The sequence below is a fragment of the Pantoea sp. App145 genome, assembly GCF_047947045.1.
In the GTDB taxonomy this organism is placed as follows: domain Bacteria; phylum Pseudomonadota; class Gammaproteobacteria; order Enterobacterales; family Enterobacteriaceae; genus Pantoea.
The window spans coordinates 350,347-362,564 of sequence record NZ_CP133292.1; the positions used below are offsets into that span (position 1 = coordinate 350,347).

A 12,218-nucleotide genomic window follows, 5' to 3' on the forward strand; every position below is an offset into this window, starting at 1 on the left:
ATTACCTGCGATGTCGTTTACGGTTCAGGTATCCATGTATCTGCTTCGGTATCATCGGGGTAATAATAACCATTCGGTATCGATTGCAGCTCTATCAGGCTGCCCCATGGGGCTTGGAAGTATACGCTGGCATTATCTTCAGTATCTTCATGACGCGAGTTTCCGTGTATTTCTGAAAGAAATTTGCCTCCTGCTGCCTTTACCCTTTCCACCGCGTAATCTATATCGTCCACGTAAAGTGAAATGTGGTTCCAGCCAATATCCTGCAGTCTTACTGGTTGTTCCTGCTCCCTGCTTACTATCTCAAAAAGCTCTAGATTTGGACCATTACCAATCCTTAGTAACCGTTGTTTGATAATCATTGAGTCCGAGCTTAAACCCAGTTGTCTCTCAGTATCTGTCCCTTTTCTTGGAGGATCATTATCTGTGAGACCGTTATAAACAAACCTGGCGTCCAGCGCCTTTTGCAAGAATTCAGTTGCCTGCTGCAGGTCCGGAACGGTTAGCCCTACATGGTTTATGCCCCTGTTAAGGGGGCGTTCTCTTTTATTTCGCATGTTTACCCTCTGTTAACTATTCGAATGATTCCTACAGAGGGTAGTTCATTTCGCTTAAAAGCCGCATCAGGACTTCATTACAGGGTTGTTAGGTTAATGTGGCAGAACTTCCCTGTCTCCATCCTTTGACGTCCGCTTACGCTCATAAGGGACAACCATACTCAAATCTCCCACAATGCAGGAGATTTGAGTATGAACACGTTACCGTGTAACAAAGACCGTATCATCGGCCAAAAAAGACCACTTCAGATATCTCATATCTGGGGTATTCGAATCAGGCTTGAACTGGAAGGTAAAACGCGTGATTTAGCTCTGTTCAATATGGCCCAGGACAGTAAGCTACGGGGCTGTGATCTGGTCAACCTCAAAGTATCTGATGTTGCATATGGTAGCTCTGTTTCAAGCAGAGCTACGGTGTTGCAACAGAAAACCGGTAGTCCCGTGCAATTTGAGATAACCAAAGGAACAAGAGAAGCTGTTGCTGCATTGATAAAGCTTGGCAATTTGCATAGTAAAGACTTCTTGTTTCAGTCTCGGGTCGGACTTAATCAGCACATATCAACCCGGCAGTACAACCGAATTTTTCATGGGTGGATAAAAAAGCTTGGTCTCGAAGATTCGCTTTACAGCACACATTCCATGAGAAGAACAAAACCTTACCTAATCTACAAGAAAACCAAGAATCTCCGTGTGATCCAACTACTGTTGGGCCATAAGAAACTGGAAAGCACAGTCCGTTATCTGGGCATTGAAGTCGATGATGCTTTAGAGATCTCCGAATCTATTGAAGTCTAAGGTTATCAGGGCTGCAACAGCAGCCCTGTGCCATTAGCAGCCATTTTGACGTGAAAAGTTGGATAAAATCGTGGAAAGGATTTGTCTTCCCTATTCATCTAAAGAAATGTCATTCTGACACAGCAAAAATTGCCATAAAGTAAGTGATTCAGTAGCAACTCCAGCTCTGAAGTCAAATTTTAGAATCCGGATTTTAGAACGGGCAGGCATTGCGTTTTCATGCTTCACGCCCACTTGGTTTTTTTAACAAAGTATTGCGGGCAGGTATTTTGAAGAATACCACTTAGCGAAAATGGAATAAATTATGCGCGTAGTCTGCGCACAATTTGAGGTTGAATTAGCGGAGTTTAACGGCGAACAAGATCACATCCATATGTTGATAAACTTCCCGCCGAAAATGGCGATTAGCAAACTGGTTAATAGCTGAAAGGGGTTAGTAGCCGCAAGATGAAATTGCATTTCTCCGAACTACATAAACCAGCGTGGACATCGGACGCGCTTTAGTCGCCATCATATTTTGCTGGTAGCGTGGGCGGTGCGCCCCTTGAAGTGCTAAAGCGGTATATTGAGCAACAGAATCGCCATCATTAGCTCGCTTCCGTGGGCTTTGCTCTGTATCCCCTTTCTAAAAGGAAGGGACTTTCCGCAAACGGAATGGTGAACAGGAGGAGAAATATCGGATTATGTGCGTTCCGCATAAGTAAATGGAAGGCATCAGGGAGGGTAAGCATAAATAAAATTATGCGGCTGCAAAGCGGCTGACCTATTTTAAAAAGCAACGCACATCCCGTGCCGGTCCTGCTGTTGCAACAGCAAAAAGTGCGGTGACCGTTTAATATTCGCGCACTTTTCCATTCCCGCTCCATAATTCTTTTGACTATAAACGGAGCCCGGCAATGAAAAATCCAACCCTGTTACAGGCATTTCACTGGTATTACCCCGAAGGCGGCCAGCTCTGGCCTGAGCTGGCCGATCGGGCCGCGCATATGAGCGAATTTGGTATCAATATGATCTGGTTGCCACCGGCATATAAAGGCGCTTCAGGCGGCAGTTCAGTCGGCTATGACACTTACGATCTGTTTGACCTGGGTGAGTTTGATCAGAAAGGCAACTTTGCCACTAAATATGGTGATAAAGCGCAGCTGCATACGGCGATTGACGCGCTCCATCAGCATCAGATTGCGGTACTGATGGATGTGGTGGTTAACCACAAAATGGGCGCGGATGAGAAAGAACGCATTCTGGTAAACCGGGTCGACGAGCAGGATCGCTCACAAATCCACGAAGAGGTGGTGGAGTGTGATGCTTGGACGCGCTACACCTTCCCGGTTCGCGCCGGAAAGTATTCAAAGTTTATCTGGGACTATAAGTGCTTTAGCGGCGTTGATCACATCGAAAATCCCGATGAAGACGGCGTGTTCAAGATTGTGAACGACTATACCGGTGAGGGCTGGAACGACCAGGTTGATAATGAACTGGGTAATTTTGATTATCTGATGGGGTCCAATATCGATTTCCGCAACCGCTCGGCGACGGAAGAGATCAAGTACTGGGCGCGCTGGATGATGGAAACCACCCAATGCGACGGATTCCGCCTGGATGCGGTTAAACATATTCCTGCCTGGTTCTATAAAGAGTGGATTGACCATGTACAGGAGGTCTCTAAAAAGCCGCTGTTTATCGTGGCGGAGTACTGGTCGTTTGAGCTGGATAAACTGCAACAGTATATCAATCAGGTTGAAGGTAAAACGCTGCTGTTCGATGCGCCACTGCATATGAAGTTTCACGAAGCCTCTGAACAGGGCAGCAGCTACGACTTGAGCCAGATTTTCTCCGGCACGCTGGTAGAAGCCGATCCGTTCCACGTCGTCACTATCGTTGCCAACCACGATACTCAGCCGCTGCAGGCGCTTGAAGCGCCGGTTGAAGCCTGGTTCAAGCCGCTCGCCTATGCGCTGATTTTACTGCGCGAAAACGGTGTGCCGTGCGTGTTCTATCCGGATCTCTATGGTGCCAGCTATGAGGACTTCGGAAGCGATGGTGAAACGCATAAGGTTGAGATGCCGGTGATTGATAAGCTCGATCGTCTGATGATTGCGCGCCAGCGTTTTGCACACGGGGTGCAGACGCTGTGGTTTGATCATCCCAACTGCATCGCGTTCAGCCGCAGCGGCACTGAAGATGAGCCAGGCTGCGTGGTGATCATGTCTAACGGCGACTATGGAGAGAAAACGCTGACGCTGGGAGAAAATTACGCTGGCAAAAACTGGCGCGATTTCCTTGGTAATCGCGACGAGACGATCACCACCAATGAACAGGGTGAAGCGGTATTCACCTGCAACGGCGGCAGCGTCAGCGTCTGGGTCATTGATTGATATCCGTGCGGACGGCGCCTCTGGCAGCCCGCGAGTTGTACTCTGTAGCAACAGGTTTTCTGATGAGAGGTGCGCAGATAATAATGAAAGAGACCACGCTGCTGGTATTTGATGTTAACGAAACGCTGCTCGACCTGACTTAGCTGGATGATTTTTTTCTGGGCACGTTTGACGATACGCAGGTGAACTGGCGGTTGCCGTGTTGAAAATGGTGGCAACCGTCCGCAGTACAGCGCTCACTTCAGCACAGATAATGCGCTTTCAGGAGGAGAGGGTGAAGTTACCAGCCCATCCTGATGCGCTCCCCGCGCTGTAAAAAACTCGTGCTGCAGGTTTTGAGAGGGTTATCTTTGTAAAATCGTTCCGTAACAAATAGGCCGGGTGCCGGGCCTTCTTTTGCCGAATTAGGTAAAACCCCAATTCTACCGAATGCGGCCCACTGCGGCACTGAATACTACATGTTGTGCCTCACTCAGGTGGGAGATATATCAGATATAGAGGGCAGGCCGCGCCGGTTCCTCTGCTGCGTCGTTCGGTAAAACTCCCGTAACGGAGGCTTTAACCGAATTCGGCTTACCGCCAGCGGAGTTTTTCTTCTTGCTTTTTTACACACTTCACAATGGTGAGGTTGAGTTAGAAATGTCATTTATGACATTAAGCCTCTGTCCGCTTCACGCCCTGAGACATTCGACAAGCTTGTTTTGGCTCGCATTCGGTTATTGCTTTGAGCTAAGCCGATTTTCACACAGCCTGCGCTCAAGGCAGACTGTTAGTTTAAGTCTGAGCTGATACACACTCTGAGTGAGCGATAATACGGTCTATATGTGACGTATATGGTCTTCCCCCGTATTGCAAGACTGCAGCTATGGTGAAAGTGACAGGTTTGCTTTCGTATATCCGGCCTGTTGATGAAGCTCTCGCTTCTGGCCCCGATGAGACATTCGCGCATTCCGTCCTTATCGCTTACACGGCCTGAGCGGACCTGTCACATATTGCAGGTTTTCGGAACGCCGGTCTGACCTGTTTTTCATCGTTTATGCATTCTTCGCAATTTCAGGGTAAGTTTCACAGCCGAATAATTACTGTTAATTTTTCGCCATTATCGGCGAATACACTTCATGACGGGCAATAATCACCCATGCAATTCGCAGAAGTTTGTTTGCAAGAGCCACGACAGCCCGGTTAAATCCGCGTTTTTCCCGGATGCGGTTTACCCACACGCTGAGCGGATCCGTTTTCCCACCGGTTCTGAAGAGGACTGCTCTTAATCCATATATCAGCATGGAGCGGACCCAGTGGTTCCCCCGCTTGGTTATTCCCAGCAGAACCTGCTTACCACCGGTACTGAACTGACGGGGTACCAGCCCAAGCGCTGCTGAAGCGTCTCTTCCACGATTAAACTGCTTACCATCGCCCATCCAGCTCTTTATTGCCTGGCTGACCAGTGGACCGAATCCGGGTATCTCCAGGAGGCGTTGGCAGACAGGGTCATGACGGACATATTTTTGCTGCTCAGAATTATACCATTCCAGCTCGTCTCCCAGGGCTATCAGCCGGATAAGCTGCCAGTGCAGTAATGCTCTCATTACATCAGTGAGTCCATTGTCCGCATTCTCGAGAAGCTCTGGTAGCTTTTGGCGCAACTCAGTCGCACCTTTATTTAGTACAATGCCGTATTCAGCAAGAAGTCCACGAACATGATTTATCAGTTGCGTCCTTTCCATTGAAACCAACTGGCGCATTTTTAAGAAAGTCTGCAGATCCTGTTGTTCGAGTGTCTTTACAGGTACCGGCCGTATTGTCCCATGCTGACAGGCCTCAGCAGTGGCCTGTGCGTCGTTATAATCATTTTTCTGACGTCGCTGGTAAGCCTTAACCTTAACATGCTGAGCCGGAAGCAAAACAACCTGATGACCAAGTTTCTTTATTTCACGGGCCCAGTGATGAGAAGCACTACATGCTTCCATAGCGACTGTCATTTGAGGCTTTTGCGCAATCCAGTGGAGCAGTTGGATCCGTGTGAGTTTGAGCTTTTCTGTTGGTTTTCCATATTCGTTGATATTGAAGAGATAAAACTTTGTTTTGGCCAGGTCGATCCCGGTAATTGTCAGTGCAGACATGGTGCCCCTCTATTTTATCTGGATAAATTCTATCCATCATGGCGAAATAACATGCTGCCGTGAAGGAGGGGGAAGACCATCTCATCGCTTACGCATAACCCGCAGTTAAGCACGTCTTAGGATGTGATATGCCCCGGGCGCCTCAGAGTGTAGCGTGGGATTTGTACGTTCAATGCTGCTGACACGGTTTCGTGTCGCCCGGGGACGGGGAAATGCTCCCCTGAACCGGATACATGGCTCAGGGGGGCTGCCAGCGGGGTTAAATGAGAGGCGGTGCTCCTCTGTCTGGCGGAGTGTCGTTACCTCCGGCGGGGACACCGTCTTCATGGCCCGGAACGTTTACTTCATCATCCGGATGAGGCGCTCTGCATCCGTGAAAGGACGTTCTGATATAACTGCCTTCCTGACTGTCATTTTCTTTCTTTCTGCCTGGCGACATCACTGCTTCTGTCCGGGTTTTGTTGTCGCCCGGCATTTTGCTGTGGCTGGAGTCTTTGCCATCATTACCATTTTTTTTATTACGTTCAGACATAAATACCTACATAACCCGGTGTTGGGTACCTGATAGTTTATGTCAGTAATTATTAACCAGGTTAAATATTGTGCACTTTGTGACTTAAGCGTAAGAATCCGGCACTATACCTTCAAATCTCCAGCTGTGCGGACCTGGCGCGGAAGGTAAAAATGCCCGGGAAGATAACGGGAGTGAGTTAAGATGTTTCAATGAATTATGAAGTTATGCTCACACAAACTCCGGCAGCTGTTAGACTCATCATGACATCACACCTGACGACGTCCTGTGCCCTGTTACCCCGCCCCTCCTGCAATCACGCATATTCATTACCGGAGACAGTATGCTTACAACCGTTATTTACCGCAGCCACATCGCGGATGATGTTCCCATCAGCATCCTTCCGGGTATGGTCGGAAAAGCCAGCGCGCTTAATGCTTCTCATCACGTCACGGGGATCCTGCTGTTCAACGGCACCCATTTTTTCCAGATACTGGAAGGCCCTGAGGAAGGTGTCCTCGCAGTTTATGAACGTATCCGGGCAGACAGACGTCACCACAATATTGTGGAGCTGATGCGGGACTATGCCCCTTCCCGCCGGTTCGGTAATGCCGGCATGGAGCTTTTTGATTTGCGCGACCATGACAGAGCCTCGCTGCTGCAGGCCGTGCTTGACCGGGGAACCTCCAGATACCGGCTGACTTATGACGACAGGGGGCTTCAGTTCCTGAGGACGTTTGTGGAAGCCCGTGAAAAAGAAAACTACTTTGAGGTTCCGCCTGCCGGGAGCTGGGATTTCATTCCCGACAGGACGGGAGAAAATGATTTGCAGCCTGCCGGTCATGGCGTGGTTTTTCATCCGGTTATCGATCCGCTGGGCAGGAAGGTTACCGCGCTGGAAGCAGTCCCGGTGGACCGCCCTGATGAGCAGGTTTCAGAACCGGGCGTGCATATCGCCGACCTGAATGCCGTGAGACGCGTGCTGGTTCAGGCAGGGAAGACCTGTCCGGAGCATCTGCCGGTGTATGTCAGCCTGTTGCCCATGACACTGGTTGCAGTTCCCGATGCTGTCCGGATCCTCATAGAGGAAATCCGCCAGGCAGCGCTCGTGCCGGAACAGATTATCATCGGGCTCAGCGAGACACAGGTCATCCCGGATGTTGATGCGTTCTCTGCGGCGGTCAGACAGCTGAAAGCGTCAGGTATCGGGCTGTCCATTGATAACTTCGGTGACGGCTCTGCCGGACTTTCAGTCCTGACCCGAATTCAGCCCGACAGGATACGCATTGATTCGGCGATTATACGGGATATTCATCTCAGCGGTCCCCGACAGGCGGTCGTGCAGTCAATTATTCGGTGCTGCTCCGCGCTGGAGATTACGGTTATCGCAGCAGGCATTGCATGTGCTGAGGAATGGATGTGGCTTGAGGCAGCCGGTGTGATTAACTTTCAGGGCAGCCTGTTCACAGCTAACGGAACGGCAGTCGCATGGCCGGAATATCGGGAAGCGGGATGAAAAGTCGTCCTTCCGGACTGCACTCAGGTCGGTGAAAAGGCTTCTCAGTACCGGAGCACACAGATAATACAGCAGCGTTGCCGGAAACGGGTAAATCCGGCAACGCACACCGGAGGGTTACCAGTGGTATTTGCCTGAATCTTCCCACTCTTTGACTTCTTTTTCAGCCCGGTCTTTTTCGTAACCATACCGTTCCTGAATTTTACCAACCAGCTGATCACGTTTGCCTTCAACGACGGTCAGATCATCATCAGTGAGATCCCCCCACTTTTCCTTCACCTTACCCTTGAACTGTTTCCAGTTACCGCCGATGCGATCTTCATTCATAACATTTCTCCTTCATGCTGCGCATGCCCTGATGGGCGGTATGCCGGTCAACATCTCCATGACCAGCGTTGGTTTTAATGATGGCATAAATAACAGAATATGCATGAATAACAGCGAATCAGACTGAAAACAGGGGTGTTTTAAACCATTCTGTGCCATAAGGCAGTATGCAGGGAGGGATAAATGACATGTCAGGTTGAGGTTTTTACAGGAAAAATGTCCGGCCACTGCGATGTTCTGCCCGGTCATTTCCTGAACAGCATACCGATAAGTTCGCGCAGGTGCCCGGCATCTGCTTCATCCCCGGCCGCATCAAGCCGGCCGATAAGTTTCAGGCAGACGGTGATACGCGTGATTTTCCTGTTCTGCCGGAGAATTTCCACGGCGATCGCCCCGAGAATTTCCGTCTGGCGGGGGTGAGTCACCCTGCTGAAGCAGCCGGAAAGTCCGGCCTGTCTGTCTGGGGGAAAACCGTCCTGACGCATAAAATTCCTGAAGGGTGATAATTGTCCGGATGCAAAGTAACCGATATGCGGGTCCCTGTACAGAAATGAGTGACCGGGGAGGTGGCTGCGGCTGTCAGAGGTAAAAATATGTATCCCGGACCGGATACGGAAAAAGGAAGCATACGGGGGATACATGCTGTATGAAAATAAATACCGAAAGAATTTTCCCCACCGCCTGAATTAATTCAGTCTGATGCCCTTGCTGAATCCGGAATATCGTGATGTTTACCGGGTAATATATAGCGCGGGCCAGGTATACGATAACCGGAGAGCCTGTCCGTTGGGCCTCATATAAGCACAATTTTGGATCCCTTATCGCCCCGCGGCAGGCCGGGAGCGCATAATCTGACCGGAGAATGACAGGCCGGACAGGGACAGGTTTTCATGAGCGGGAATGTGTCGGGAAGCGGCCTCCGTAAAGGCTGAATACATATTAATATTTTTCCTAATCCAGCCGGGAAGTTATTTACGGCATATATATTTCCTTGTCTGTGACTTATTGTTTTTTTCAGGGGTATTTCATTGATTTAATCTAAGAAATGGTGGCAGGGATCTGGATCTTATTGAAAGATGACTGTTAAATACTAAAATGTAATTATCATTTTTCGTCAATGGAGGATATACCGTGTTATTTCACGACGATGAGAAAGGTCACGTTATTATTGGTGAAGCAGCGGTGAACCTGGCTCTCGGTAAGAAAGAAATCAGCGTCAGTTCCCTCATCGCAGAGCTCAGCCAGATGGCAGAAAGCGAATCCGGCGAGGACAGACTTGCACAGATTGCAGACGCCCGGCGCTGGCTCAGGGAATTTATGCAGCCGGGCCGCCGTGATCAGGCGGTACTGCACTGGCTGACGGTAGCGGGGCCGGATGACGGCGGGAAACACAGCACGGATGTTATCCGCCTCCGCCCGGAAGACGACGATGAACGATAACCCTCATATCGTGCGTGCCGGTGCAACCGCAACCTGCTCCATGATGTCCGTTTCAGGGTGCAGACCCGCCCGTGTGCACCCTGTACATCTTTCTCACTGCCACTCATACCTGTACACCCGCATTATCTGCCTGCTAATACTCACCTAATTTACTGTTAAGCATCAACAAGCACTTTTTGCAAAACAGCATAAACGCGAGTTTAACAAAATTACTGTACAAGTTTATTTTGTTTGTATAACTTTACCTTAAGCGAGAGCCGACTATATTTTAATCACTTGAGAGGTTCGCCATGCGTCAGAACGTTACGAAATATCCGGACACGGCCAGCGACATTGCCCACTATTTCAGTAAGCTGCCACAGCCGTCACAGCAGGAAACGCTCGGGCAGATTGTCGTGGAAATCCTTCGTGCAGGAAACAACCTGAACCGCAAGGCCGTATGCTCAAAATTGATCCGCCGCCTCGAGGTAGCAGCCAGCCCGGAAGAAGAACAGCACTATCATGAGCTTATCGGTCTGCTGTTTGGGCGCTGAGTCTTAAGTGTTTCTGAGGGCCCCACGGAGCGGCAGCCTGGTTTTTTTGCCCCGAGACGGCATATGCATCAGAGAAGCGGTTATGCAGAGAGATAAAGCTGAAAGACTGACGGATATCGTTATCGGCGAAGCCGTCACGGTCATGCTGGCAGAAGATGATGCCATCAGCGCAGAGGCACTGGCGCGGCAACTCAGCAATATGATGTCGCGTGAGTCAGATCCCGGACGGCTGACGGCCCTGCAGCGCGCCGTTGCGGAAGTGCAGGCTGTCCCGGCAGGTGCTCAGGATCGGCAGGGCACATCAGTGCATGCTTTCGCGATACCGGTCAGGCCGGATACCAAAAAGCATTAAGCGACAGGACAACTTTCCGGCACAGGCGGAAAGCGGGAAGGAACCCGCAGGATGCGGTCATCTCCGGATGGCCGTTTTTTATTTCACGCGGATTTTTCCGGCTCAGTTACCTGCAGTGGCGCGGGCATTGGATAACAGCATGCAGCAGAACACACCTGAAACAGAACTCATTGATCATTTCCGCAGCGGAGGCGATAAGCTGGCGGCTGAAACCGCCGTACTGGATGCCGTCATTCGCGACATAGTGGTGCACGGCCGGAAAGTGACCAGCAAGGCCATCATCCTGTATCTGATTGCCGAAATAGAGAGCACGTCTGACGTGGTAATGCTTGACGTGCTGCGCAGCACGCTGGAAATCGTGGTCGGACGCACGCCGGACGACGAAGGTTTCTGACCTGCTGCCTCCGCAGGACATCTTGTGCGGCAGCGGTGTCTGGCGGGAACCTGATGAATTTCTCCCGGCGATGATATCAGTTCAGTGCTGGAGGGGCTTCTGACATCTGTCCGCGGTGTGTACCAGTACGTGAGTATTTTTACAGGGGTCAGTGCATCTGGCGGGCGAGCAGGCGAACAGCATGGCGACAGGCATCGCGCACATCCTGTGCCGGGGCTGACTCGCCCATCTGATGCAGGGCGGCCGTGATATCGTGAAGGGTAAGATGCTGTCCCGGCTTAAGAAGGCGCGCCACAACCGTCCCTATAACGGCATAGATATCTTCAGCAGTGGTGTCATTTTTCACATGAACTCCGGCTGGGGGGTGTATTAATATACAGTATAACAGATGACCTCAGTGCTGTCAGCTCATGAGGTAGTCTGTCCTGTTCACCCGGAGCATATGGCTGGTCAGTGGAGTTTCCCGCGCGAGGCTAAAGGATCTGATGTGCTGTCATAACTTCTTTTATGGCCGCCAGAGCCTATCAGCATCTCGCGTCTGACCTCATCAATGGCGCGGACCACTGCCCGGAGGCGGTCCTCATCGGTTTCCACGTTCAGCGCCGCGCGAAGTTTATTCAGCAGAGCAGCCCATGAAATGTCCATCCCCGCGCTCAGGAGTTCAGAGACGGCCTCGCCGATGATTACTTCTGTCATCTTTTCGTCATGGCTGTTTTTCATCGTCATCGGTCTGTCCGGCCTGTGGATTCGGGCTGTCAGATTACCATAAAACACGGGCGACATGAAAAGGTAGCCACCGGGCGGAAGCTGAACACCGCCCGGTGGCCGGAAATCCCCGCCCCGGGGAAAAAGACAGACACAGCCATACAGAGAGGATATTGAACAATCCTCTCTGATATTAGCTGTTTAAATGCAGCCAGCCCTCACGGGCGGACATTATTTTTTACAACACGGAATACTGGACACCTGAGTCGGCATGGCTCCATCACCCGGTTTAACCTCCCGGGTGTTTTTTCCTTTCTGAAAGTCCTGCTGTGCGGCGCGGCGTACCGCCTGACGCCGTTCTCTGCTCACCCCCGCACTTTTCCTGTTGATTTCACGGTCCAGTGCCGGGCACGCCGTGCCTTTATGTTAACCGGGCCGCCTCGCAGAGAAGAGACGTTGCCGCCGGACTGTTCATTCGTTCCCCCACCGTGTGCAGGACATTCAGTCCGTTCCAGCGGCGCGCAGCACACATCCGGCACCACCTGAGATAGGCGGAGGTACGGACGAATTCCTGGACCTTCGGGAGATAATTC

Annotated in this window: 14 protein-coding genes and 1 pseudogene; 8 read left to right on the plus strand and 7 right to left on the minus strand. The window is 50.8% G+C overall.

From position 1 onward, the window contains the following. Positions 1 to 17 precede the first annotated feature (17 nt). Positions 18 to 557 (minus strand): VOC family protein, encoded by a 540-nt coding sequence (locus RCF31_RS24610; RefSeq protein WP_416413938.1) that lies wholly within the window; start codon positions 555 to 557, stop codon positions 18 to 20. A gap of 192 nt (positions 558 to 749) precedes the next feature. On the opposite strand from RCF31_RS24610, the gene RCF31_RS24615 reads away from it, so the two are divergent. The 3 genes and pseudogenes from RCF31_RS24615 (at position 750) to amyA (ending at position 3,727) form a co-directional block, all read left to right on the plus strand. Beyond that, positions 750 to 1,352 (plus strand): site-specific integrase, encoded by a 603-nt coding sequence (locus RCF31_RS24615; RefSeq protein WP_416413939.1) that lies wholly within the window; start codon positions 750 to 752, stop codon positions 1,350 to 1,352. A 219-nt stretch (positions 1,353 to 1,571) separates the two neighbouring features. Next, a pseudogene (gene tnpA / locus RCF31_RS24620) lies at positions 1,572 to 1,943 on the plus strand (IS200/IS605 family transposase). Between the two features lie 305 nt (positions 1,944 to 2,248). Next, positions 2,249 to 3,727: an alpha-amylase gene (gene amyA, locus RCF31_RS24625; protein ID WP_416413940.1), complete on the plus strand. Its 1,479-nt coding sequence runs from the start codon at positions 2,249 to 2,251 to the stop codon at positions 3,725 to 3,727. A 1,085-nt stretch (positions 3,728 to 4,812) separates the two neighbouring features. Here the strand turns inward: amyA and RCF31_RS24630 are convergent. After that, positions 4,813 to 5,847, minus strand: coding sequence for an IS110 family transposase (locus RCF31_RS24630; protein WP_416413941.1), 1,035 nt, complete (start codon positions 5,845 to 5,847; stop codon positions 4,813 to 4,815). Between the two features lie 259 nt (positions 5,848 to 6,106). Then, positions 6,107 to 6,379 carry a hypothetical protein gene (locus RCF31_RS24635; protein WP_416413942.1) on the minus strand — a complete coding sequence of 91 codons (273 nt, stop codon included), beginning with the start codon at positions 6,377 to 6,379 and terminating at the stop codon, positions 6,107 to 6,109. Positions 6,380 to 6,701: 322 nt separating this feature from the next. Between RCF31_RS24635 and RCF31_RS24640 the strand changes: the two genes are divergently transcribed. Then, positions 6,702 to 7,874 (plus strand): diguanylate phosphodiesterase, encoded by a 1,173-nt coding sequence (locus RCF31_RS24640; RefSeq protein ID WP_416413943.1) that lies wholly within the window; start codon positions 6,702 to 6,704, stop codon positions 7,872 to 7,874. 117 nt (positions 7,875 to 7,991) lie between these two features. Here RCF31_RS24640 and RCF31_RS24645 read toward each other — a convergent pair whose 3' ends face one another. Both RCF31_RS24645 and RCF31_RS24650 read right to left on the minus strand, forming a co-directional pair. After that, a complete protein-coding gene (locus RCF31_RS24645) occupies positions 7,992 to 8,201 on the minus strand; it encodes a CsbD family protein (RefSeq protein ID WP_416413944.1) in 210 nt (69 codons plus the stop codon). Positions 8,202 to 8,446: 245 nt separating this feature from the next. Next, positions 8,447 to 8,686, minus strand: coding sequence for a hypothetical protein (locus RCF31_RS24650; protein WP_416413945.1), 240 nt, complete (start codon positions 8,684 to 8,686; stop codon positions 8,447 to 8,449). 646 nt (positions 8,687 to 9,332) lie between these two features. On the opposite strand from RCF31_RS24650, the gene RCF31_RS24655 reads away from it, so the two are divergent. From RCF31_RS24655 to RCF31_RS24670, 4 genes are all read left to right on the plus strand, one after another. Beyond that, positions 9,333 to 9,641 carry a hypothetical protein gene (locus RCF31_RS24655; RefSeq protein ID WP_416413946.1) on the plus strand — a complete coding sequence of 103 codons (309 nt, stop codon included), beginning with the start codon at positions 9,333 to 9,335 and terminating at the stop codon, positions 9,639 to 9,641. 290 nt (positions 9,642 to 9,931) lie between these two features. Then, positions 9,932 to 10,174, plus strand: coding sequence for a regulatory protein YcgZ (ycgZ, locus tag RCF31_RS24660; RefSeq protein WP_416413947.1), 243 nt, complete (start codon positions 9,932 to 9,934; stop codon positions 10,172 to 10,174). An 82-nt stretch (positions 10,175 to 10,256) separates the two neighbouring features. After that, positions 10,257 to 10,526: a hypothetical protein gene (locus RCF31_RS24665; RefSeq protein ID WP_416413948.1), complete on the plus strand. Its 270-nt coding sequence runs from the start codon at positions 10,257 to 10,259 to the stop codon at positions 10,524 to 10,526. Positions 10,527 to 10,665: 139 nt separating this feature from the next. Beyond that, entirely contained in the window at positions 10,666 to 10,920 is a 255-nt protein-coding gene (locus tag RCF31_RS24670; protein WP_416414171.1) for a biofilm development regulator YmgB/AriR family protein, read from the plus strand. A gap of 148 nt (positions 10,921 to 11,068) precedes the next feature. On the opposite strand, the gene RCF31_RS24675 is transcribed toward RCF31_RS24670, so the two are convergent. Then, positions 11,069 to 11,266, minus strand: coding sequence for a hypothetical protein (locus RCF31_RS24675; RefSeq protein ID WP_416413949.1), 198 nt, complete (start codon positions 11,264 to 11,266; stop codon positions 11,069 to 11,071). Positions 11,267 to 11,370: 104 nt separating this feature from the next. Further along, a complete protein-coding gene (locus RCF31_RS24680; RefSeq protein ID WP_416413950.1) occupies positions 11,371 to 11,646 on the minus strand; it encodes a hypothetical protein in 276 nt (91 codons plus the stop codon). Positions 11,647 to 12,218: the final 572 nt, after the last annotated feature.

Excerpts from the sequence above, each read along its gene's own strand:
- amyA (WP_416413940.1), top strand. The coding sequence starts at position 2,249 with ATGAAAAATCCAACCCTGTTACAGGCATTTCACTGGTATTACCCCGAA.
- RCF31_RS24635 (WP_416413942.1), bottom strand. The coding sequence starts at position 6,379 with ATGTCTGAACGTAATAAAAAAAATGGTAATGATGGCAAAGACTCCAGC.
- RCF31_RS24615 (WP_416413939.1), top strand. The coding sequence starts at position 750 with ATGAACACGTTACCGTGTAACAAAGACCGTATCATCGGCCAAAAAAGA.
- RCF31_RS24645 (WP_416413944.1), bottom strand. The coding sequence starts at position 8,201 with ATGAATGAAGATCGCATCGGCGGTAACTGGAAACAGTTCAAGGGTAAG.
- ycgZ (WP_416413947.1), top strand. The coding sequence starts at position 9,932 with ATGCGTCAGAACGTTACGAAATATCCGGACACGGCCAGCGACATTGCC.
- RCF31_RS24680 (WP_416413950.1), bottom strand. The coding sequence starts at position 11,646 with ATGACGATGAAAAACAGCCATGACGAAAAGATGACAGAAGTAATCATC.
- RCF31_RS24640 (WP_416413943.1), top strand. The coding sequence starts at position 6,702 with ATGCTTACAACCGTTATTTACCGCAGCCACATCGCGGATGATGTTCCC.
- RCF31_RS24630 (WP_416413941.1), bottom strand. The coding sequence starts at position 5,847 with ATGTCTGCACTGACAATTACCGGGATCGACCTGGCCAAAACAAAGTTT.
- RCF31_RS24665 (WP_416413948.1), top strand. The coding sequence starts at position 10,257 with ATGCAGAGAGATAAAGCTGAAAGACTGACGGATATCGTTATCGGCGAA.
- RCF31_RS24610 (WP_416413938.1), bottom strand. The coding sequence starts at position 557 with ATGCGAAATAAAAGAGAACGCCCCCTTAACAGGGGCATAAACCATGTA.
- RCF31_RS24650 (WP_416413945.1), bottom strand. The coding sequence starts at position 8,686 with ATGCGTCAGGACGGTTTTCCCCCAGACAGACAGGCCGGACTTTCCGGC.
- RCF31_RS24670 (WP_416414171.1), top strand. The coding sequence starts at position 10,666 with ATGCAGCAGAACACACCTGAAACAGAACTCATTGATCATTTCCGCAGC.